The sequence below is a fragment of the Kocuria sp. CPCC 205263 genome (assembly GCF_040981075.1).
Lineage (GTDB): Bacteria > Actinomycetota > Actinomycetes > Actinomycetales > Micrococcaceae > Kocuria > Kocuria rosea.
Genome location: NZ_JAVKPV010000006.1, coordinates 308,927 through 329,786, shown reverse-complemented (window position 1 = coordinate 329,786; position 20,860 = coordinate 308,927). Strand labels below are relative to the sequence as shown.

Below are 20,860 nucleotides of genomic sequence, written 5' to 3'. Positions count from 1 at the left end.
AGGGGGTATAAGACAAGAGCTGTCATCGGCTGATCCCGGCCGGCGCCGGTCCCGCCCGCTGACGGGAGGGCAGCTCCACGGTGAAGGCCGTCCCGGCGCCGGGCCCGGGGGACGTGACGGTCAGCGTCCCGCCATGGGCCTCGACCAGGGCCCGGGAGATGGTCAGGCCGATCCCGGAGCCGCCGTGGTCGCGGCCCCGGGCGCTGTCCCCGCGCCAGAAGCGCTCGAACACCCGGGGCAGGTGCTCGGCGGCGATGCCGTCGCCGGTGTCGGCGACGGTGACGGCCACCTGCCCCGGACCCCGCCGGGCGACGCCGAGGGAGACCTGCCCGCCGGGCGGCGTGTGGCGCAGGGCGTTGGTGAGCAGGTTGCCCAGCACCTGCCCCATCCGCTGCCGGTCCACGTCCACCACCCCGGCGTCGTCGTCGACGTCCAGGACGAGCCGCACGCCCTTGGCGGCGTACGCCTCCCGGTGGGCCTCCGCGGCGGAGCGGGCCAGGTCGCCGGCCGGCTGCGAGGCGCGGTCCAGGTCGATCCGGCCCTCCTCGGCCCGGGAGACGTCGTGGATGTCCTCGACCAACCGGGTGAGGCGTCCGAGCTGGTCGGTCACGAGCTCGCCGGTGGCCTCGTCCCACTGCGCCACCCCGTCCTGCAGCGCCTCGCAGTAGACGGTGAGCACGGAGATCGGGGTGCGCATCTCGTGGGCCAGGTCCGAGAGCATCCGCCGCCGGAGCTCCTCGGTGCGCTCCAGCCGCTCGGCCATGGTGTTGAACGAGGCCGCCACCGCGTCCACCTCGACGCCGGCGCCGAGGGCCGGGACCCGGGTGTCGTAGCGGCCGCGGGACATGCCCCGGGCCGCCTCGGTGAGCGCGGCGAGGGGCCGCCGGAGGCGGCGGGTGAAGAGCCAGGTCACCGCCGCGGCGCAGACCAGCGCGGTGCCCAGGGCCACCCCCAGGACGATGAGCCCGGCGTCCCGGTAGGCCCGCTCCACGTGGAGCAGCTCGGGGGAGTTCTCGGCGTGCCCGGCCATGATCAGGTGCTCGTGGAAGATCGCCGGTCCGGCCAGGGACGCGACCACCACGGCGGCGAGGATGCTGGCGGCCACCACGATGGCCTGGGCCAGGAAGAAACGGGAGGCCAGGCCGCGGGGGCGTCGTCGTCGGGTCATCGGGCCACCATCCGGTAGCCGACCCCGCGCACGGTGTCGACGAAGGCGGCCTGGTCCTCCCCGAGCTTCCGGCGCAGGTGCCCGATGTGCACGTCCACGATCCGCTCGTCGCCCACCCAGGAGGGGCCCCACACGGTGTCGATGAGCCGGCGGCGGGTCAGCGCCTCGTGCGGCCGGGCCGTCAGGGCGGCCAGCAGCTCGAACTCGGTGCGGGTCAGCGCCACCGCCTCCCCGCCCACCCGCGCCTCGTGGGCCGCGAGGTCGACGGTCAGCTCGCCGAACTCCCGGGCGGGCTCGACCGGGGCCACCGTGGTGCGGGGCCGGCGCAGGACCGCGGCCACCCGGGCGACGAGCTCGCGGACGCTGAAGGGCTTCGTGATGTAGTCGTCGGCCCCGGCCGCCAGCCCGGCCAGCTTGTCCTCCTCGTCCCCGCGGGCGGTGAGCATCAGCACGTAGCACTCGGAGAAGCCCCGGATCCTGCGGCACACCTCGATGCCGTCCATCCCGGGCAGCCCCAGGTCCAGCACCACCACGTCCGGGCTCCGGTCGCGGGCGGCCTCCACGGCGTCGGGGCCGGTGTGGACGGTGGCGACCTCGTAGCCGCCGCGGGCCAGGTAGGTGGCGACCATCTGCGCCAGGGGCTTCTCGTCGTCCACCACCAGCACCCGCCCGGCCGCCGCGTCAGTGCCAGGATTCATGACTTCAGTGTCCTCCCCCGCCGCGGCGCGGCGGCGCCCGGGGACGGTCAGCGCGGGAATCTTCGCCAAACCTTCACGGACCGCGGCGGCGGGCGCCCGGGGGACCGGCGCGACCTGGGTGTGGTGGGACGCCCGCCGGGCCCACCGGGAGGGTCCGGAGGCGCTCCGCCGGCGGCAGCGGGAGCGGCTGGCCGAGCTCGTGGCCTTCGCACGGGAGCACTCCGCCTACTACCGGCGGCTCCACCAGGGCCTGCCGGAGCGGGTCGAGGACGTCACCTCCCTGCCGGTGACGGACAAGCGGCAGCTGATGGCCCACTTCGACGAGGTCGCCACGGACCCGGCCGTGACCCTGGCGGCGGTCCAGGAGTTCGTGGCGGACCCGGCCCGGGGTCGGGGAGCGGTTCGCCGGGAGGTACCTGGTGGCCACCACCGCCGGCACCACCGGCACCCGGGGTCTCTTCGTGCTCGACGACCGGTACCGGGCGGTGACCTCGGGGATGATGGCCCGGCTGTCCGCGGGCTGGCTGTCCGGGCGGGACCTGGTGCGGCTCACGGTGCGCGGGGGCCGGTTCGCCGCGGTCGTGGCCACCGGCGGGCACTTCCTGGCCGTGGCCACCAGCACCCGGGAGATGCGGGAGCGACCGCGGCGCCACCGCCGGCTCAGGATCCTCTCGATCCACCGGCCGCTGCCCGAGCTGGTGACCGAGCTGAACGCTTTCGGCCCGCTCATGCTCGGCGCCTACGCCAGTGTGCTGCGCCTGCTGGCCTCCGAGCAGGAGGCCGGGCGGCTGCGCCTGCGCCCGGTGCTGGTGCTCAGCACCGCCGAGGGCCTGCCGCCGGACGAGCGCACCCGGATCGAGCGGGCCTTCGGGGCGCCCGTGCGGGAGGTCTACGGGTGCACCGAGATCGGCTACGCGGCCTCGAGATGCGCCCGGGGCTGGCTGCACCCGGTCGAGGACTGGGTCGTCCTCGAACCGGTCGACGCCGAGCACCGTCCCGTCCCGCCCGGGACCGTCTCGCACACGGTGCCGATGACGAACCTGGCCAACCGGGTCCAGCCGGGTCCAGCCGATCATCCGCTACGACGTCGGCGACCGGGTCCTGATGAAGCCGGAACCGTGCGGCTGCAGGAACCCGGCCCCGGCCCTGCGCGTGCAGGGCCGGGCCTCGGACGTCCTCACCTTCCCCGACGACGACGGGCGGGGCCTGGTCGCGGTCCCCCCGCTCGCTATGGGGACCGTCATCGAAAGCGTCCCGGGCGTGGAGCTGTTCCAGCTCGCACAGACCGCCCCCGCCGGCCTGCGGGTCCGGCTGCTCCCGGCGGCCGGCGAGGACCCCGAGCAGGCGTGGGCCGCCGTGCTGAGCGGCGTCACCGGTCTGCTCGGCGACCTGGGCCTGGGGCACGTCGCCGTCGAACGGGCTCCGGAGGCACCGCAGCAGAGCACCGGCGGCAAGTACCGCACCGTCATCCCGCTCCCCGCACCATGACGGATCCGCCGGACGGCCGGCTCGTGGGCTTCGCCGGACGGACAGGGATCGAGCGGCCCGGTGCCCGTCGTGGTGGCCCGCGTGCGCTGGATCAGGCCCGCGGGCTGCAGGACACCGCGGGGTGCGGCACCGGGGTGGCGCGGGAGGACCGCGCCCCGGACCGGCCGCTCAGGGCCGGCAGCACCGCGAGGACCCCGAGCGCACCGGCCACGGCGAAGGCCAGGACCGGGGCGGCGGGATCGAACAGGACGCCCAGGAGGACCGAGCCGGCCGCCTGACCGACGGCGAGGGCGATGAACAGCACGGCGGTGCCCTCGGACACGCGATCGGGAACCACCCGCGCGGCCCAGACGATGAGGACGCCGGACAGGGCGGTGTAGCCGGCCCCGAACACGGCCGCGGAGACGAACGCGGCGAGAGGCGCCCCCGGCGCCGCGCCCAGGACGACGGTCGCGCCGGCCATGGCCACCGCGGTCGAGACCCACGCCGTCCGCAGGCTCCAGACCTGGACGATCTTCCCGGCGGCGGCGCCCAGCACGCCGAACGCCCCCAGGACCATCCAGGCCGCGATGGAATAGGACTCCTCGCCCGTGCCGGACTCGGCCATGGCCGTGCGCCCGAAGGTCCAGATCGCGGCGCTCGAGGCACCGGCGAGCGCCGCCGCGGCGATGGGCCGGGTCAGCGGCACCAGATCACGGACCCGCACCCGTGCGGGCCGCTCCGCGGCCGGAGACCGGTGCGCGGAGCGGTCCGCCCGGAGGGTGGCCACGGTGGCCGCTGCCACCAGGACGGCGATGGCCGCCCACCCCAGGCGCCACTGGTCGGTCGTGAGGAGCATGAGGAGGCCCGCGACGACGATGCCCGCCCCGGTGCCGGCGTTGACGACCGTCTGGGCGCTCTCCTGGCGCGCCGGTGCGAGATTGCGCTCGATGAGCGTGACCAGGCCCGGGGTGGCGAATCCGGCCCCGGCCCCGGCCAGCACCACGCTCACCGCGAGGACGACCGCGGTGGGCGAGGCGGCCACGCCTGCCGTGCCCAGCGTGGCCGTCACCCCTGCGCACACCACGACCAGGCGCGGGCGGGTCGCGAGGCGCGAGGCGAGCACCGCGGCGAGGCAGAAGGAGAGAAAGCTCCCGGCCTGGATGAGCCCCGAGACGGCCGAGCCCATCTGGAAGGTCTCGGTGAACCGGGGCAGGAAGAGCCCGTAGCCGAAGCGCGCCAGCCCGTAGGTCGCCGCGATCAGTGCCATCCCGCTGACCACCAGAGCTCGCATTGGATTCCCTCTCGCACGTCGCTGACCAGAACGGTCGTAACGCTACACCAAAACGCTCGTTCTGGAACGAGGGGTCGATACAGTGGTGGGGTGACCACCGTCCCGCGACTTCCCGCGCGCACCCGGCTGCTGCAGGCGGCCGACCGCGTGCTGTTCGACCGCGGCATCCGGGCCACGCCCGTCGACGAGCTGCTGCGCGAGGCGGGGGTCTCGGCAGCCACCCTGTACACGCACTTCGGCAGCAAGGACGCCCTGGTGGCCGAGGCGCTGCGGGTCCGGCTGGCGGACTGGCGGGCGGTCTGGGACCAGCACGTGGTCGCGGCCGCCGACGACACGGCGCGGCTGCTCGCGGTGTTCGACGCCCTGGCCTCCTACCGGCGGGACCAGCCCCACCCGGCGCGCTGGTGCGCCTTCCTGGCCGCGGCCACCGAGCTTCCCGAGGCCGCGGACGAGATCGGCGCCGTCCTGGCCGCGGACACCGCCCTCCTCACCGAGCGCCTCCTGCACCTCTGCCGGCCCCTCGCCGGGCATCGCGCGCAGGACCTGGCCGACGAGGTCCTCCTGGCCTACGGCGGGACCCTGGCCGCCTTCCTCCGTGGCACCCCGGGCTCACCGATCGAGGTCGGCCGGCGCCTGGCCTCCGCCGCGGTCCGAGCCCACCGCCGCGACTGAACCCCCCAGCGCGGGCGGCTCCGGGCCCCGATCCCGGCGAGGCCACCTCGGTGCGGGCGTGCAGATCGGGCCGTGGCGTCAGCGGTGGAGGCGGACGCTCAGCCGGGGCAGCAGGATCTGGACCAGCGGCCCGATGGCCAGGGCGTAGAGCACCGTGCCCAGCCCCACGGTGCCGCCGAGCACCCACCCGGCGAGCACCACGGCCACCTCGATCGAGGTGCGGACCACGCGCACCGATCCCCCGGTGCGCCTGACCAGGCCGGTCATCAGCCCGTCCCGCGGGCCCGCCCCCAGGTGCACCCCGATGTAGGCGGCGGTCGCCACGGCGTTGAGGAGCACGCCGGCGAGCACGAGCAGCACCCGCAGCGGCAAGGACTCGACCGGAGGCAGCACCGCCAGGGTCGCGTCGAGCACCAGCCCGACCACCACGGCGTTGCTGAGGGTGCCCAGCCCGGGCCGCTCGCGCAGCGGGATCCAGAGGAGGAGCAGCAGCACGCTGACCACGATGACCACCGTGCCCATGCTCAGCCCGAACTGCCGGGACAGCCCCTGGTGCAGCACGTCCCACGGGATGACACCGAGCTCCGCCCGCACGAGCATCCCCATGGTGATGCCGTAGAGCACCAGCCCGGCACAGAGCTGCACGAGCCGCCGGGGCAGTCGGCGCGACTCCGGCCCGTCGATCGAGCGGGCCAGGGCGCGCGGACTCCAGTTCATGCGGATCATCTTCGCACCGGCGAGGCGCTCCCTGCGCACCGGGCCGTCGCGGTCCAGCCGCGCACCACGATCTCGCGCACCCGCCGGAGGGCAGGGCCTGCGCGTCAGGCCTCGACAGGGGAGAGCATCGGCCGGTGCTCGTAGAAGGTCTGCAGCACCACGGTGGTGCGGGTGTTCACGGAGGCCACGTGACGCACCTCGTTGACGAGGGTCTCGAGCGCCTTCGGCGAGGCCACCCGGGCGAACAGCATGTAGGCGGAGTCCCCGGCCACCGAGTGGCAGGCCTCGATCGCCGTGATCGACTGCAGGAGCTCGGGGGCGTTGTCGGGCTGGCGGGGATCGAGGGGCGTGATCTCGATGAAGGCCGCGAGCGGCTTGCCGATGGCCTCGGGGTCGAGGATCGCCTGGTACCCGACGATCACACCGCCGCTCTCGAGCTTGCGCAGGCGCGCCTGCACGGCCGAGACCGAGAGGCCGACCCGCTCGGACAACTGAGCGAGGGTGGCGCGGGGGTCGTGGGACACCTCGGTTGCCAATCGCACATCCATGGGGTCGTCCATGGGCCGAACGCTACCAGCTGATCGCGCCGAAAGAGTTGACAGCCCCGCGACCAAATGTGAATCTTCCTGTATGTGATGACCATCACCGGAAAATTTCCGTTGATCTACGACAGGAGGGTTTCAATGTCCACGTCTCTGCAGGCGGTGCAGGCGGTGCAGGCCATCATTGGCGAACCCGAGGTCGTGGAGGATGCCGGCACCGTGGAGTCGAGCCGGGCCTGGCTCCGGCTCCGGTCGTCGGCCACCGCCCTGCAGGCCCTGCAGGTCAAGGACGGGTCGATCGCTGAGCCCGCCGACCACCCGACGGCGCGCGCGCACGTCGAGGTGATCGTGGCGTCGATCGCCGAGCTCGCCCCGCTGTTCCCGCACGACGCGGCGTACCTGGCGGCCCTGCCCCGCGACTTCTCACGCTGGGCGGACGGCGGCTTCGGGGAGCCGGACTTCCTCGACTCCATCGTCGAGTTCCAGCCGCAGCAGCACCGCGTGGACGGCATCCGGCACCTCGTCGTGTTCCCCATGCACACCCAGAACGGCTCGGCGAACCGGCACGTCGAGGCCCTGATCGTCGAGGCGATCTGGCCGGAGTTCATCGCCGAGCTCGAGGCCGGGCACTACGGCAACAAGCTGTTCGTGTCCCTGCGGCTGATCGACTTCACCCCGGGCTACGACTCGAACTCCGCGGTCCTGTTCCCCGAGACGGTCGCCGTGCGGGAGGTCCCGACGTTCACCTGGGGCGCCATCTTCCAGGACCGTGAGGCGGCACGCTACCGCCGCGTGGTCACCGCAGCCGCCGGCATCACGAAGCTGGACCTGCCCGAGGACGCCGCGGCCCTGCTCGCCGATCAGGATCTCGCCGAGAAGACCTTCGTGATGTGGGACATCATCCACGACCGCACGCACATGCGCGGCGACCTGCCGTTCGACCCGTTCATGATCAAGCAGCGGATGCCGTTCTTCCTGTACTCCCTGGAGGAGCTGCGCTGCGATCTGACGGCGTTCCGGGAGTCGGTGACGATCGAGCGTGCGCTCACGGCGCGCAGAGCCGCCGGTGAAGAACTCACCGGGATCGAGGAGCAGACCCGCCGGCACGGGAAGCTCGTGCAGTACGCGGTGATCTTCGACCGGATCTTCCGTTTCGCGATCACCGGTTCGCGGGTGCGCAACTACGACGGGCTGGGCGGGCAGCTGCTGTTCGCCTGGCTCCACAGGAAGCACGTCCTGCAGTGGCGCGACGTCGAGCTCAGCGTCGACTGGGACCGGGTCGCCGACGCGGTCGTCGAGCTCGGCGAGGCCATCGACCAGCTGTACTGGGAGTCGATCGACCGGCCGAAGACGGTGCACTGGATGAAGGCGTACGAGCTCATCGCCTCCGTGGTCTCTCCGAACCCCGCATCGGTGTGGGCGGAGGGGCTCCCCCGTGAGGTGCTGGCCGGGCCGCCGCGAGGCTACACGGACCTGGTGCTGGACGACGAGTTCCCGCTGTCGATGTTCTTCGAGGTGCTCGAGAAGAAGATGAAGAGCGTCATCGCGTCGACGACCGGCATCCGCGCCACGGACGATTGAGTCATGACCGAGCTGACCGGCCGCACCGTGCTGATCGCGGGCGCCACCAGTGCGTCCGGCCTGGCGGCGACGCGGACCCTGACCGCGGCCGGGGCCCGCGTCGTCGCCACGGGGCGCCGCGCGGAGAAGCTCGCTCCCCTCGCAGCCCTGGGGGCGCACACGGAGACGGTGGACCTCGCCGACGAGCGCGCCGTACGCGACCTCGCCCGCCGGCTGCACGACCGCGGCTGGTCGATCGACGGGGTCCTCCACCTCGTCGGCGGCTGGCGCGGCGGCGGTGGGCTCGCCGGGCAGACGGAGGAGGACTACCGCGTGCTGGAGACCTCCTTCTCCGCGCTGCGCCACCTGAGCCGGGCCTTCGACGACGACCTCCGGGTCTCGCCGGCGGGCCGGCTGGCGATCGTGTCCTCGACCGCGGTGAACCGTCCGCTGGCGGGCGGCGCCAACTACGCCGCGGTGAAGGCCGCGAGCGAGGCGTGGACCCGGGCGGTGGCGCAGGGATATGCGAAGGGCGCCCGCGAGGCCGGCGAGCCGCTGCGCGCCGCCGCGGTGATCTTCCGGGTGAAGGCCCTGGCCGGCCTGGAGGACCGGCTCGCGAACGCCTACGCCGGTCTCTGGGACGCCGAGGCCCCGGAACTGAACGACTCGACCATCGAACTCCAGGAGAAAGGACGAGGCACCACATGAAGAGGTCCCACGACGCCGAGCTGAGGGGATTCGCCTCGGACAACTACTCCGGGGTCCACCCGGAGGTGCTGGACGCCCTGGTCGAGGCCAACGGGGGTCACCAGATCGCCTACGGCGAGGACGAGTACACGGCACGGCTGCAGGACGTGATCGTGCAGCACTTCGGCGAGGGCGCCTCGGTGTGGCCGATGTTCAACGGCACCGGCGCCAACGTCGTCGGACTCCAGTCGATGCTCCCGCGCTGGGGCGCGGTGATCTGCGCGGACACCGCGCACATCCACGTCGACGAGGGCGGCGCGCCCGAGAAGTCCGCCGGCATCAAGCTTCTTCCCGTCCCCACGGGTGACGGGAAGCTCACGCCCGAGCTGATCGCGGCGGAGGCCTGGGGCTGGGGGGACGAGCACCGCGCCCAGCCGCTCGTCGTCCACCTCACCCAGTCCACCGAGCTCGGCACCCTGTACACACCGGACGAGATCCGGGCCGTCTCGGACTACGCGCACGCCCACGGCATGTCCGTCTACCTGGACGGGGCCCGGCTCTCGAACGCGGCGGCCGCCCTGGGACTGCCCCTGCGCGCCTTCACCGCCGACGTCGGCGTCGACGTGCTCGCCCTCGGCGGCACCAAGAACGGAGCCCTCGGCGCCGAGGCCCTGGTGGTCCTGAACGAGGCCGCGTCCCAGGGCCTGGTCTACCTGCGGAAGAACCAGATGCAGCTGGCCTCGAAGATGCGGTTCGTCTCGGCCCAGCTGCTGGCGCTCCTGGCCGGAGACCTGTACCTGCGCAACGCGGGCCGTGCGAACGCGATGGCCCGGCGGCTCCGCGACGGCATCGAGGTGGGCATCGCCGACGGGTCGATGCCGGGCGTCGCCTTCACCCAGGAGACCCAGGTGAACGCCGTCTTCGCGACCCTGCCCCCCGGCATCGCGGACCGCCTCCGCCGGCGGTTCCGGTTCTACGACTGGGACGCCGCGAAGGGCGAGGTCCGCTGGGTGTGCAGCTTCGACACCACGCCGGAGGACGTCGACGCCTTCCTGGCCGCCCTCCGCTCAGAGCTCGTCCCGGTCGGCTAATCCCGCCGGCCCGGCCCGCCGCCGGAGGCCGCGGCCAGCGGCCGCCGGAGGGCGCCGCCGGAAACCGGCGGGGACTGCTGCCGGGTCAGGCGGCCCCGCCGGCGGCCTGCGGCGCCCCCGAGCCATGGCCGTGCCCGCCGTCGCCGACGTGCTCCCGAGCCACGAAGTTCTCCAGGTCGAAGAGGTTCTCGGCCCGGCGCGCGACGTTCACCAGGGTGGTCATCGAGGCGACCTCCTCGACCTGCTCCTTCAGGAACCAGAGCATGAACTGCTCCCCCAGTGCGTCCCCCTCGGCCCGGGCTGCGGCGAACAGCGCCTTGATCTGCTCGGTGACCTCCTGCTCCTGGGACAGCGCCAGGGCCAGGGGCTCACGGACGTCGGTGAAGTCGTTGCGCACCTCCCCCACCCCGGGAATGGTCAGGGGCAGGTCCCGGTCCAGGATGTACTGGACGATCATCATGGCGTGGTTGCGCTCCTCCAGGGACTGCCGGTAGAAGTGCCGGGCCAGCTGGGGAAGGTCCTGGCTGTCGAACCAGACCGCCACGGCGATGTACTGGTGGGAGGCGGCGAACTCGTGGCCCACCTGGCGGGTGAGCAGCTCGTCGAAGGTCTCGGGGGCCATCAGGATCTCCTGGCATCGGTGGGTCCTCAGGGCGGACGACGCCCCGGCCGCTCCACCGGTGCGAGCCGGGGGCGGGGCCGGCTGGAATCGTCGCTCGGGTCTGGAGTTCGAGCCTAGCGCGGTGGCACGGCCGGGTGTAGGCCGGTCACCGGAAACCTCCCCCGACACGGCGCTCCGCGTCGTCCTCGGCCGGAGAGCCCTGCCCCCGGCCGCCCTGTCCCTCAGACGACGCGCACCGCGGTGAGCTCGTAGACCCTGGCCGAGCTCGTGGCCGGTCCGTGGCAGGTCAGCTGATGCGGCGGGGCGGCGTGGGACCGCAGTTCGACGTCGATGAGACCCGGCCGGGGTGGGCGGCCGGTGAGACGGACGCGCCAGCGGTCGCCGTCGCGAACCGACTCGGTGACCGTGTAGTCGTGGCGGCCGGCCGGGCCGAAGCGTTCGAGCGCGGCCGCGACAGCGGCCTGCTGCGGTGGGAAGAGATCGGTGTACCCGCGCAGGTGCTCCGCGTGCACACGGCCGGCGAGATGCTCCTCGACCGTGGTGACGGCGGACTCCGCGTCGAGTCCTCCGTAGTAGACACCGTCAGGGGCCACGACGACGTTGGCGGCGAACCGGTCACCGCCCACGTGCGAGCACTCCCAGACCAGATCCGGCCAGCGCTCGCTCAGGGCACGTCCCACGGGCCGTCCGCGCACAGCACAGCAGGGATCGTGCTGACCGTGGGCGCAGACCAGGAGGACCGGTGGGTGGCCGATCTCACCGGGGACGCCGAGGGCCGTGGCGATCTCCGCGAGGTCCTCGTCGCGGTGCCACGTGCCCCAGTGCTGACGGTCGGCGCCGGAGCTGTCCTGGCGCAGCACGGCCCACCGGCTGGGGCCCTCACGGCTGCGGCGGCCGTGTCGCCGGACCAGAAGCACTCGCGCCCGCGCTGCCTGCGCGGCGGAGAACACGAGGGCCTTGGCCTCGGGCTCCAGATCCAGGCCGTCGAACCCGTTGACGGGCCATGCGCCTCGGTACTCGATGAGGACCCACACCGCGCCGCGCGGCGCGGTGCCCGCCATCGGGTCGCCGCGCCCCCGGGCTCCGTCGGCGCACCAGAAGCGGCACGAGGAATTCACGGTGGCGGTGTCACTGGTCACAGGGAACAAGAACCCCCGCCCGCAGCAGTCGTTCGGCGAGCTCGACGCCGAGCTCGCCCGCGGTGTGGACCCCGCCGTCGAGCAGGCACGAGACGGAGGGCAGATCGGTCTCCGGGAAATCGAGCCACCCCACGCGCGTGCTCAGCCGCGGGCCCTCCAGCCGTGCCTCCAGGGCACCGCGCAGCCGCACGGGGGTCCCGGGGCCCAGGCCCTGGACGGCCGCGAGCTGGGCCAGCGGTCCCAGCGGGGCCGGGCGCCCCTGTCCTCGCCGGGTGCGGTGGAACCGCGGGGTGGGATCGGCCGCGGCGAGCGCGGCGACCAGGCGCTCCCGGACGGTGTCGAGCTCCCCGCCCGGTCCGTCGACGCCCAGGGGCAGGGACCGGCGCATCCCGGGGTCCTCGGCCAGCAGTGCCAGCGCCTCCTGGGCGAGCTGCTCGGCCAGGCCGTGGCGGGTCCAGGTGTGGATCCCGAGCGTGAGGTGGATGGAGACCGCCCCCTGCGCCTGGGCCGCGTGCAGCCAGCCGCGCGGCAGGTAGAGGGCGTCGCCGGGTTCGAGCACCACGTCGAGATGCGCCTCACCCTTCGCGGCCACGGCCACGGCGGAGCGGCGGTCGGTCCAGGGCTGGTCCCGCAGCGGGTCCGGGTGCACCGGCTCGTGCAGGACCCAGCGCTTCGTCCCCTCGATCTGCAAGACGAAGACGTCGTGGACGTCGTAGTGGTCGTCGAACCCGCGGTTCTGCGGTGGGGTGATGTAGGCGTTGGCCTGCACCGGATGCCCGAGCTCACCGCTGAGAGCGGCGCTGAGGTCCGCGACCGGCTCCCAGGTGCGGTGCAGTGCCTGCAGCACCAGCGTGGCGCCCTCGGCGAACCGGCGCCACAGCGCGGTGTCGTCGAGCTGATCCGCAATGGTGGCGCCGACGCCGGCGGGGGACGTGAAGGACGAGTCGGGGAACGTCGCCCCGTCCTTGGCGACGCGCAGGAAGGGCGTGCGCAGCCCGCGGCGCGAGATCAGCTCGTCGACGGCCTCGGCGGAGAACAGGTCGGAGAAGCCGTCCGCCCGGCGCGTGAGCAGCGGCGCCCGGCCCCAGACGTCGCGGGCGAACCGCTCCCGGCCGATGTCGATCAGGCGGGTCTCCAGGACCCCGGCGCCGCCAAAGGCGCCGGGGTCCTGCCCGTCAGCACGGACGGCGTCCACGCTCAGAGGCCTCGCGCTCCGGCTCCTCCGTCGGCGCCGCCATCGGCACCGCCGTCAGCACCACCATCGGCACCGCCGTCCGCGCCGCCGTCGTGGACACCCGGGGCGCCGGCCGCTCCACCGTCAGCGGGGCCCTCGGCGCCGCCGTCCGCGCCACCGTCCTGAACACCCTGAGTGCCTGCGGCTCCGCCGTCGGCCGGGCCCTCGGCGCCGTTGTCAGCACCGCCGTCAGCACCGCCGTCGGCACCGCCGTCCGCGCCGCCGTCGTGAACACCCGGGGTGCCGGCCGCTCCACCGTCGGCCGGGCCCTCGGCTCCGCTGTCGGCGCCGCCATCGGCACCGCCGTCCTGAATACCCGGAGCACCGAAGGCTCCGCCGTCGGCGGGACCTTCCGTCTGGTTCGGATCCTGCTGTGCATCAGTCATGTTGACCTCCCAGTTTCGAGTGACCGGGCCGTCGCCGGCACCGGGTCACCAGGACAGACGGTGCGTGAGCAGCACCGCCCAGCTCGAGGCTATCGGTGCGGGGCAGGTGAGGGAACAGCCCTCACGTCCGAAGCCCTCGGGGAACCCGGACGAGGAGCGGCGCGACGTGCGCCGTCTTCGCCGTCTTCGCCGGGTGCACGATCTCCGGACGGCCGCCGGAGGTGGAACAATTCACCCACCCCCTGCCCGCGACCGGGAGGTGCTGGATGACCGGCCTGGAGCTCGCCGTCGTCGCGCTCGTGGTGGGCATCGCGTCCTGTCTGCAGGGCGCGATCGGCTTCGGCGTGGCCCTGCTCTCCGCTCCCGTGATCGCCTTGTTCGACCCCACCCTGTTGCCCGGTTCCCTCCTCCTGGTGGTCACCGGGCTCACCGCGCTCGGCGTGCTGCGGGACCGCGCCGCCGTGGACGTCAAGGACGCGGGCTGGGCCGTGGCGGGGCAGATCCCCGGCACCGTGGCGGGAGCGCTGCTGGTGGCCGCCCTGTCCGCCCGGACGCTGGCCCTCGTCCTGGCGAGCACCGTGCTGCTGGCTGTGCTGCTCAGCGTGTGCGGCTGGCGGCCGCGGCCCCGGCCTGCGGCCGTCGTCGTCGCCGGGGCGGCCTCCGGGCTCCTGGGGACGGCCACGTCCATCGGCGGTCCGCCCATGGCGCTCGTGTGGCACGGGTCCTCGCGGGCCCGGATGCGCGGCACGATGAGCGCCTTCTTCCTGGTCGGCGCCGTGATGGCCCTCGTTGCGCTGACCGCGGTGGGGTCGATCGACCGCCGGACCGTGCTCTTCGCGGCCGCGCTCCTGCCGGCCATGGTCCTGGGCTTCGCGGTGTCCGGAGCGGTCAACGCGCGGATCAACCGGCTCATCGTCCGGCGGGTGGGCCTCGGCGCCTCCGCGCTGGGCGCCGTGCTGGTCCTGCTGCAGGCGCTCTGAAGCACGTCCTGCAGGGACTCTCCGGCCGGCCTCAGAGCTGGTCGATCCGTCGGTACCGGGACGGCGTGGTGCCCGTGGTGGCCCGGAAGTGCCGGTTGAAGTTGGAGAGGTTGGTGAAGCCCACCCGGTAGCAGATGTCCGAGACCGGCAGGTCGGTGCCGCGCAGCAGCCGGCAGGCCTCGGTGAGCCGCATCCGGGTCACCGTGCGGTTGAAGCCCACGCCCGTGGCTTTGGCGAAGAGCCTTGAGAACGCGTCCCGGCTCAGCCCCACGGCCTCGGCCACCTCGGGCACGAGCATCCGGCCGTCCAGGTGCTCGGTGATGTAGCCCAGCGCCCGGTTGAAGACCTCGGCCTCGGAAGCGTCCAGGCGGTAGGAGCCGCCGCGGCTGTCCAGGTAGCGGCGCTCGCTCTTCGGGGACTCGGCGAGGACGGCCAGCAGCTCGGCCACGGCGGCCAGCCGCCGGAGACCGAACGTGCCGTTCACCGCCTCCATCGCCTCCGCGCCCTGGACGGCGGTGCGGCCGGTGAACTCGATGCCCCGGGCCGCGGCCTCCAGCAGCGGGCGCAGGGCCTCGAGCTCGGGCAGCGCCCCGGCGGCGGCGAAGAACCGCTCCTGGTCGAACTGGAGCACAGCGTCCCGGTTGCGGACCACGGCGTCGTCGTCGCGGTGGGAGATCCAGTTGTGCGGCAGGAAGGAGCCCATGAGGCTGAGGTGGCCGGGGCCGAAGGGCCCGGCCCAGTCACCGGCCATCACCGTCCCGAAGGATTCCCGGATCAGGTGCACCTCCACCTCGGGGTGGTAGTGCCAGCGGGCCAGGGGGTGGGGCCAGTCGTGCTCGTGCCACCGCACGGAGCTCGACGGATCCGGGATCACCAGCTCCCGGACCGGGGAGGTGGGCTCCTCCGGCGTCGTGCTCCGTGCGGCAGCAGCCACGGTCAGGCTCCGGCCACGCGGATCTGGATCTTCGTGTCGGCGGGCCGGCCCTCGGCGCCGCGCTCGAACGCGGCCACGGCGTCGGCGAACGGATAGGTGGCGCTGATCAGGGCACCCAGGTCCACGGCCGGGGACGCAGCGAGCTCGATGGCCCGCTGGTACGAGTTCGCGTAGCGGAACACCGTCTCGATCCGCAGCTCGCGAGCCTGCGCGGCGGCGACATCCAGCGACACCGGGTCCACGGGGATGCCGACCAGGACCACGGTCCCGCCGGGCGCGGGAATCTCCCACAGGTTCCCGAAGACGTGCGGGCTGCCGCTGGCCTCGAAGACCACGTCCGCGCCCCAGCCGTCGGTGGCCTCCCGCACCGCCTCGCCGAGGTCCTGGCGGGAGACGTCCACGGGGTGGATGGTCGGATAGGCCTCGATCTTGGCGAACTTCTCGGGCGCCACGTCCGAGATGTACACGCGGGACGCCCCGCTCGCGGCGGCCGCGATCGCGGTGAGCACCCCGATGGTGCCGGCGCCCACCACCACCGCGACGTCGCCCGGCGCCAGACCGGCCTTGGTCACCGCGTGCACCGCCACGGCGAAGGGCTCGATCAGGGCGCCCTCCTCCAGCGAGAGCTGCTCGGGCAGCTTGTAGGTGAAGTCGGCCGGGTGGATGATCTCCGGCTGCAGGCAGCCGTCCACCGGGGGCGTGGCCCAGAACTGCACGTCCGGGTCCACGTTGTACATGCCCAGGCGCGCGGCCCGGGAGCGCGGGCTGGGGATGCCCGGCTCCATGCAGACCCGGTCTCCCACGGCCAGGTGGTCCACGCCCTCCCCCACCTCCAGCACCGTGCCGGAGGCTTCGTGCCCGAGGACCATCGGATTCTCGACGACGTAGGGCCCGATCCGCCCGTGCGTGAAGTAGTGGACGTCGCTGCCGCAGATGCCCACGGTGTGCACGCCGATGCGCACCTCGCCGGGGCCCACCGGGCGCAGCCCGGGGACGGGCCGGACCTGGATCTCGTGCTGGCGTTCCAGGACGACGGCGTCCATGGTGCTCTCCTGGGTGCTCGGGTTCTTCGCGGCGGTGGTCGTGGGGTTCGGGGTGGTGAGCGTGGTGCGGTTCATGATCTCAGGTCCTTTCAGGCGGCCATGGCGAGGCGGTCGCGGCGAGGGAGCATCCGGCCGTCCGCGGTGGTGAGGCCGGGCTGGGGCGGGTGGATGAAGAAGGTGGTGACGGTGCCGAGGAGCATCAGGCCGGCGAAGACCCAGCACACCCCGATCGGGCCGAGGACGGGCAGCAGCAGGGTGGCGATGCCGGGGCCGAGGAACGTGGTCAGCCCGGAGGCGAGGTTGTGGGCGGAGATCGCCGCCCCGCGGTGCTCGGGGGCCAGGGCCGGGAAGATCGCGCCCATCGGGACGAACGCGGTGACGGACAGGGCGAAGAGCACGGCGGCCCCGACCATGGCCGGGAAGCTGGGGCCGAACCACACCGGGACGTAGGCGAAGGCGAGGACCGCGAGGGCCATGCCGCCGAAGCCGAACCAGCGCATCTGGCGCATCCAGCCGTAGCGGTCGCCGAGCCGGCCCCAGACGATGTTGGCGCCGATGGTGATGGTGTTCATGACCGCCCAGAGCATCATCCACTCGGGCAGGGTGAACCAGGACTGCCCGCCGATCTCACCGGTGGTCAGGTAGAGCGGCATCTTCATCGGGAACGCGTACAGGGTGAGGTTGCACAGCACCCGGATGACCACGGAGAGCGCGATCTGCCGGTTCTCCACCAGGATGGTCACCCCGCGCAGCAGCTCGCGGGTGCGCTCGGCGCCGTGCAGCTTCTGGGAGAGGTCCGTCTCGGGCGGGGCGCCGGGGACGAGGAAGGCGCACATCAGGGTGCCGGCCGCCACGAAGGGCAGGGACATCCACAGGGTGGCGTACTCGCCGATGACGGGGACTAGCAGGCTGGGCACGTAGGCGCCCATCACGCCGATGCCCAGCGAGAAGGAGGCCCAGAACCAGCCCATGGCCGAGGCCAGGCGGCTGGGGTGCACCGACTGCGCGATGAGCACCACGAAGGAGTACATGAACAGCGGGTAGGCAACCCCGCGCAGGGCATAGATCAGGATCGTGCCGAGGACGCTCTCCAGCCCCACGGTGAGGAACAGGACGTGCAGCACCATCCAGAGGACGCCACCGAGGACCATGAGGCGCTTGGCGCCGACGACCTCGGCGAGCACGCCGGTGGTCCACGCCGAGATGGCGACCACCAGGCCGTAGACGGTGAAGACGAGACCGGCCTGGGTGGGCGTGAAGCCGTTCTCGACGAGGAAGCGGGACAGGAACGTGAGCTCAAAACCATCACCGGTCATGAAGATGGCGAGGGCGAGATAGCCGAAGAGCAGGCGGCGGGGCATGCCGAGCATGCGGAAGCACTCCTTCGTGGACACCGAGTGGAAGGCACCTAGCGAGCAGAAGAGCGATCAGCCGGTGCGCGATGTCCTCAAAGCTACGGCGGTGTGATGCGGGCCACTAGCCGATTAATCCGGCGCAAACTGGTACTTTTCCGCGATCGATCGGAACATCAAGCCATTACCTGACAAGAAAGGAGTCCCCGGTCGAGCAAACGGATGACTCACAATGTCACCACATCGCTTCGGTGGTGACCGCACCGGTTCTTCCAGGACTCCCACCTAATCCGCCCAGGGCGACAAGACCACCGGTCGAGTGTCGGTGCTGCCGCGCCGCAAAGTTGGTAAACGGTCAACCAAATCTGTCTTGCGTCCTTCGAGGGGCGCCCCATCTGGTTCCTGCCGAGTGGCTGGCACGGTAAATCGAAACCATGTGATTAGTCCGCATCACCTCATCAAGGTAGCGCAATGTTGTGCGCAGCCATCACAGCAAGCCTCATCACCGTCAGGAAGCCAGCGCGTCGCGAGCACTTGTGGCGTGCGGTCTAAAGGATTTGGCGACGCTCCTGGGCACTTCCCTGGCGTCCGGCGATGGCGCCGCCTGCCGAAAGGTTAATGAGGATGTGAAGTCTCTATGATGCAGGAGGTGAACCGGTCGGGAGATGAGTCGGATCGGTTCCGATTGATCCAAACCTCGCGCTGGCGTTGCTCCCCCAACCAGTTCGCGTGCAGCCCCCCATGCGACATGGAACAAGGAAAGCAGGAAGACACCCGTGACCGACACAGACGTCACCGAGACCATCCAGCTTGCCCCTGATGGTGGTCTCGTCAAGAGCCTGGGAGCCCACCACACTCTCGAGTCCGCACTCGCCGATCTGGTCGACAACGCGATTGACGCCGATGCCGGCAAGGTTCTCGTGCGGCTCCTGACCCAGAATTCCCGCCTGGCCCGTGTGGAAGTCCTCGACGATGGAGCCGGCATGGACCAGGGGGATGCGACCAAGGCCATGACGATTGGTCATCGACGCGATTACGTCACCTCCGACCTCGGGCACTTCGGTATGGGCCTGAAGGCCGCTTCGTTTGCGCATGCCGACATCCTGACCGTCTGGTCCCAGCGCGATGGTATGGAACCTGTCGGACGTCGCATTGTGCGTGCGGACTTTTCCCATGATTTTTCCTGCGAGGTTCTCTCCACAGACAGGGCCGCTTTCGCCTCCGAGGCACGGAGCATGCACACCGGCATGACTTCCGGGACCAGCGTCGTTTGGACCGGTATACGGCATGGTTATCGCGGCACCAGTAAGATGGCAGCCGTCGAATGGCTTGACGATCAGGAGAGCAAGATCCGCATTCACCTCGGTGTGGTCTTTCACCGCCTCATCGCCTCGGGTCTCCTTCAGATCCACATCTCCGTGGATGAGATCGACTCCAGCGGCAATTCGCTCGCCGTCCCCGTCTCGGCTATCGATCCGTTCGGTTATCCGATGTCGGGGCACCCAGACTATCCAAAGACCCTCGTAGCCTCCGTTGGCGACCAGAAGATATCGATGACCGCCCACGTATGGCCGGCAAAGAAGGACATTACCGGCTTCCGCATAGGAGATCGCAACGGCGAGAAGCTTCAGGGATTCTTCATTTACCGTAACGACCGGTTACTTCACGCAGGGTCGTGGGCAGATACTGCGGTCCCTGCCCGAGAGCGGCAGCTCGCCCGCGTGGTCCTCGACGACCCCGAAGCGATTCGAGGGTTCGTCACGATGAACTCGGAGAAGCAGGGAGTCCGGTTCCAACACGCCTTCCACGAGGCGGTTTCGCGCGCCGTCTCCGACGACGGTACGGGTTTCGAGGAGTTCCTAGCCGACGCCGAGCAGACGTACACAACGGCGAACAAGCGACGCGTGGCGCACAGGAAACCTGCGATTACTCCGGGAAGGGGTTTTGCCCCCAAACTTCGCAAGACGTTCGAGTCCGAACTCCCTCTGATTCAAGGTGAGGAGATGCACCTGCGTTGGAAAAATTTGCCCGAGGACGATTTCATCGACATCGACTTCCCGGAACGAGTTCTCTACCTCAACGCTCGGTATCGTGCCTTGTTCGCCCCCGCGCGAAGCAGCTTGAATGACGCTCCGGTCGTCAAAGCCCTTCTGTATTTGCTGACGCACGAAATTTATGAGGGCCAGATACTCGGCGCTCGTGATAAGGATCAAATTGAGCTGTGGAAAGTCATGCTCGGAGCGGCTGTCATGGAGGAGGCCAAGATGCGCGAGGTCAGACAATCATGACCGCTGCTTTGCCCCCGGATGCCCGGCATCTCAGCCTGAACACTCTGGACCTGATTTGGTCCAAGGGTGCACCGATGATGGTTCCGCTCTCAGGCTCCCCGTCAATTAGACTTCGGTTAGACCCAGCAAATGGTCGACTCACGCTGACCACCCCATACTCGCGTCCCGAACCCAATACCGCTCGACTCGCGCACATCGATTACCAGGCGGTGGTCACCGATGATGGCGACATCGGAGAGCTGACCGTAGCCGTGCCTGAGGGAAGCTTGCATGGCGTATACGGGCTTCTGACCACGGTCGCCGACGAGCTCCAAATCGAAGGACGCAGCCTGGCCGGTGCTCTGGCTATTGCACTTGAACGCCATAAGGACATGCTTTCCACCCGTGGCGCGCTGACCACCGAAGCAGAAGTTGGACTGGTCGGGGAGCTCCTGGTGCTACAACATGCGGTCGAGGTCTATGGTGCCGCGGCCGCAGTTTCCTCGTGGCAGGGACCGCTCAACGAGGAGCACGACTTTGCGCTTCCTGGCACCCACATCGAGGTGAAAACCACGACAAGTGAGGCTCGACGACATGTTATCCACGGTCTAGGTCAACTGGTACCTCTATCCATTGGCCTGCCGCTGCACCTCGTCTCCGTCCAGCTGACGCGCACAAACCACCATGATGGACAGACGCTTTCCGGGATCGTTGAATCGCTGCGCACCTCCGCCCCTGACGTTGCACGTGACCTGGACGAACGGATGGCCGGTGCCGGATGGCGGAATGAGGACGCAGACCTCTACACGACCGCTTGGGCGATGCGCAGTCGACCACGCGCCTATCTCGTTGATGACTCATTTCCAGCCCTGACACCGGAACGCGTGGCTGCCGTCGCGCCCAACCCTCACCTGATCTCGGCCGTCGCCTATCAGGTGGACGTAACCCCCCTCCCCCATACATCGTTGCCAGCCCTGACTGGGTTCGTCGAAGACAAGGAGCACTGA

20 protein-coding genes are annotated in these 20,860 nt (G+C 71.2%); 8 read left to right on the top strand and 12 right to left on the bottom strand.

The features are described from left to right. Positions 1–22: 22 nt before the first annotated feature. Together RF647_RS12165 and RF647_RS12160 are read right to left on the bottom strand one after the other, a co-directional pair. Positions 23–1,168, bottom strand: a complete 1,146-nt coding sequence (locus tag RF647_RS12165) for a sensor histidine kinase (RefSeq protein ID WP_368811919.1) — start codon at positions 1,166–1,168, stop codon at positions 23–25. Further along, positions 1,165–1,866, bottom strand: coding sequence for a response regulator transcription factor (locus RF647_RS12160; protein ID WP_368811918.1), 702 nt, complete (start codon positions 1,864–1,866; stop codon positions 1,165–1,167). Before RF647_RS12160 ends, RF647_RS12165 begins: the two co-directional genes overlap by 4 nt. 1,104 nt (positions 1,867–2,970) lie before the next feature. Between RF647_RS12160 and RF647_RS12155 the strand changes: the two genes are divergently transcribed. Continuing rightward, positions 2,971–3,354, top strand: coding sequence for a hypothetical protein (locus RF647_RS12155; RefSeq protein ID WP_368811917.1), 384 nt, complete (start codon positions 2,971–2,973; stop codon positions 3,352–3,354). Between the two features lie 91 nt (positions 3,355–3,445). Here the strand turns inward: RF647_RS12155 and RF647_RS12150 are convergent, their stop codons facing one another. Next, a complete protein-coding gene (locus RF647_RS12150) occupies positions 3,446–4,627 on the bottom strand; it encodes an MFS transporter (RefSeq protein ID WP_368811916.1) in 1,182 nt (393 codons plus the stop codon). 90 nt (positions 4,628–4,717) lie between these two features. Here RF647_RS12150 and RF647_RS12145 point away from each other — a divergent pair, with 90 nt between their 5' ends. Further along, the gene (locus tag RF647_RS12145; RefSeq protein WP_368811915.1) at positions 4,718–5,299 is read left to right on the top strand and encodes a TetR/AcrR family transcriptional regulator; all 582 of its coding nucleotides are present in this window, start codon (positions 4,718–4,720) and stop codon (positions 5,297–5,299) included. A gap of 78 nt (positions 5,300–5,377) precedes the next feature. Here RF647_RS12145 and RF647_RS12140 read toward each other — a convergent pair whose 3' ends face one another. Both RF647_RS12140 and RF647_RS12135 read right to left on the bottom strand, forming a co-directional pair. After that, on the bottom strand, positions 5,378–6,016 hold the full coding sequence (locus tag RF647_RS12140; protein WP_368811914.1) for a YitT family protein: 639 nt from the start codon (positions 6,014–6,016) through the stop codon (positions 5,378–5,380). Between the two features lie 104 nt (positions 6,017–6,120). Further along, positions 6,121–6,576 carry an Lrp/AsnC family transcriptional regulator gene (locus tag RF647_RS12135; RefSeq protein ID WP_368811913.1) on the bottom strand — a complete coding sequence of 152 codons (456 nt, stop codon included), beginning with the start codon at positions 6,574–6,576 and terminating at the stop codon, positions 6,121–6,123. Positions 6,577–6,699: 123 nt separating this feature from the next. Here RF647_RS12135 and RF647_RS12130 point away from each other — a divergent pair, with 123 nt between their 5' ends. Genes RF647_RS12130 through RF647_RS12120 form a run of 3 tightly spaced genes read left to right on the top strand, consistent with a single transcriptional unit; the run spans position 6,700 to position 9,896 of the window. Then, on the top strand, positions 6,700–8,139 hold the full coding sequence (locus tag RF647_RS12130) for a DUF6421 family protein (protein WP_368811912.1): 1,440 nt from the start codon (positions 6,700–6,702) through the stop codon (positions 8,137–8,139). Between the two features lie 3 nt (positions 8,140–8,142). Next, on the top strand, positions 8,143–8,826 hold the full coding sequence (locus RF647_RS12125) for an SDR family NAD(P)-dependent oxidoreductase (RefSeq protein ID WP_368811911.1): 684 nt from the start codon (positions 8,143–8,145) through the stop codon (positions 8,824–8,826). Then, a complete protein-coding gene (locus tag RF647_RS12120; RefSeq protein WP_368811910.1) occupies positions 8,823–9,896 on the top strand; it encodes a low specificity L-threonine aldolase in 1,074 nt (357 codons plus the stop codon). The genes RF647_RS12125 and RF647_RS12120 overlap by 4 nt, the downstream gene beginning before the upstream one ends. A gap of 85 nt (positions 9,897–9,981) precedes the next feature. On the opposite strand, the gene RF647_RS12115 is transcribed toward RF647_RS12120, so the two are convergent. From RF647_RS12115 to RF647_RS12100, 4 genes are all read right to left on the bottom strand, one after another. Further along, positions 9,982–10,518, bottom strand: a complete 537-nt coding sequence (locus RF647_RS12115; protein WP_323633276.1) for a ferritin — start codon at positions 10,516–10,518, stop codon at positions 9,982–9,984. A 221-nt stretch (positions 10,519–10,739) separates the two neighbouring features. Beyond that, positions 10,740–11,579: a sucrase ferredoxin gene (locus RF647_RS12110; protein ID WP_368811965.1), complete on the bottom strand. Its 840-nt coding sequence runs from the start codon at positions 11,577–11,579 to the stop codon at positions 10,740–10,742. A gap of 67 nt (positions 11,580–11,646) precedes the next feature. Further along, entirely contained in the window at positions 11,647–12,852 is a 1,206-nt protein-coding gene (locus RF647_RS12105; protein ID WP_368811909.1) for a cupin domain-containing protein, read from the bottom strand. Between the two features lie 2 nt (positions 12,853–12,854). Next, positions 12,855–13,277 carry a BatC protein gene (locus tag RF647_RS12100; RefSeq protein ID WP_368811908.1) on the bottom strand — a complete coding sequence of 141 codons (423 nt, stop codon included), beginning with the start codon at positions 13,275–13,277 and terminating at the stop codon, positions 12,855–12,857. Positions 13,278–13,543: 266 nt separating this feature from the next. Here RF647_RS12100 and RF647_RS12095 point away from each other — a divergent pair, with 266 nt between their 5' ends. Then, complete coding sequence (locus RF647_RS12095; RefSeq protein WP_368811907.1) at positions 13,544–14,257, top strand: sulfite exporter TauE/SafE family protein; 714 nt, start codon at positions 13,544–13,546, stop codon at positions 14,255–14,257. 31 nt (positions 14,258–14,288) lie between these two features. Here the strand turns inward: RF647_RS12095 and RF647_RS12090 are convergent, their stop codons facing one another. Genes RF647_RS12090 through RF647_RS12080 form a run of 3 tightly spaced genes read right to left on the bottom strand, consistent with a single transcriptional unit; the run spans position 14,289 to position 17,604 of the window. Beyond that, on the bottom strand, positions 14,289–15,191 hold the full coding sequence (locus tag RF647_RS12090; protein WP_368811906.1) for a helix-turn-helix domain-containing protein: 903 nt from the start codon (positions 15,189–15,191) through the stop codon (positions 14,289–14,291). Between the two features lie 2 nt (positions 15,192–15,193). Further along, entirely contained in the window at positions 15,194–16,309 is a 1,116-nt protein-coding gene (locus RF647_RS12085; RefSeq protein WP_368811905.1) for an NAD(P)-dependent alcohol dehydrogenase, read from the bottom strand. A 14-nt stretch (positions 16,310–16,323) separates the two neighbouring features. Further along, positions 16,324–17,604, bottom strand: coding sequence for an MFS transporter (locus RF647_RS12080; protein ID WP_368811904.1), 1,281 nt, complete (start codon positions 17,602–17,604; stop codon positions 16,324–16,326). Positions 17,605–18,362: 758 nt separating this feature from the next. Here RF647_RS12080 and RF647_RS12075 point away from each other — a divergent pair. Beyond that, positions 18,363–19,874, top strand: coding sequence for an ATP-binding protein (locus RF647_RS12075; protein WP_368811903.1), 1,512 nt, complete (start codon positions 18,363–18,365; stop codon positions 19,872–19,874). Next, complete coding sequence (locus RF647_RS12070) at positions 19,871–20,860, top strand: PD-(D/E)XK motif protein (RefSeq protein ID WP_368811902.1); 990 nt, start codon at positions 19,871–19,873, stop codon at positions 20,858–20,860. Before RF647_RS12075 ends, RF647_RS12070 begins: the two co-directional genes overlap by 4 nt.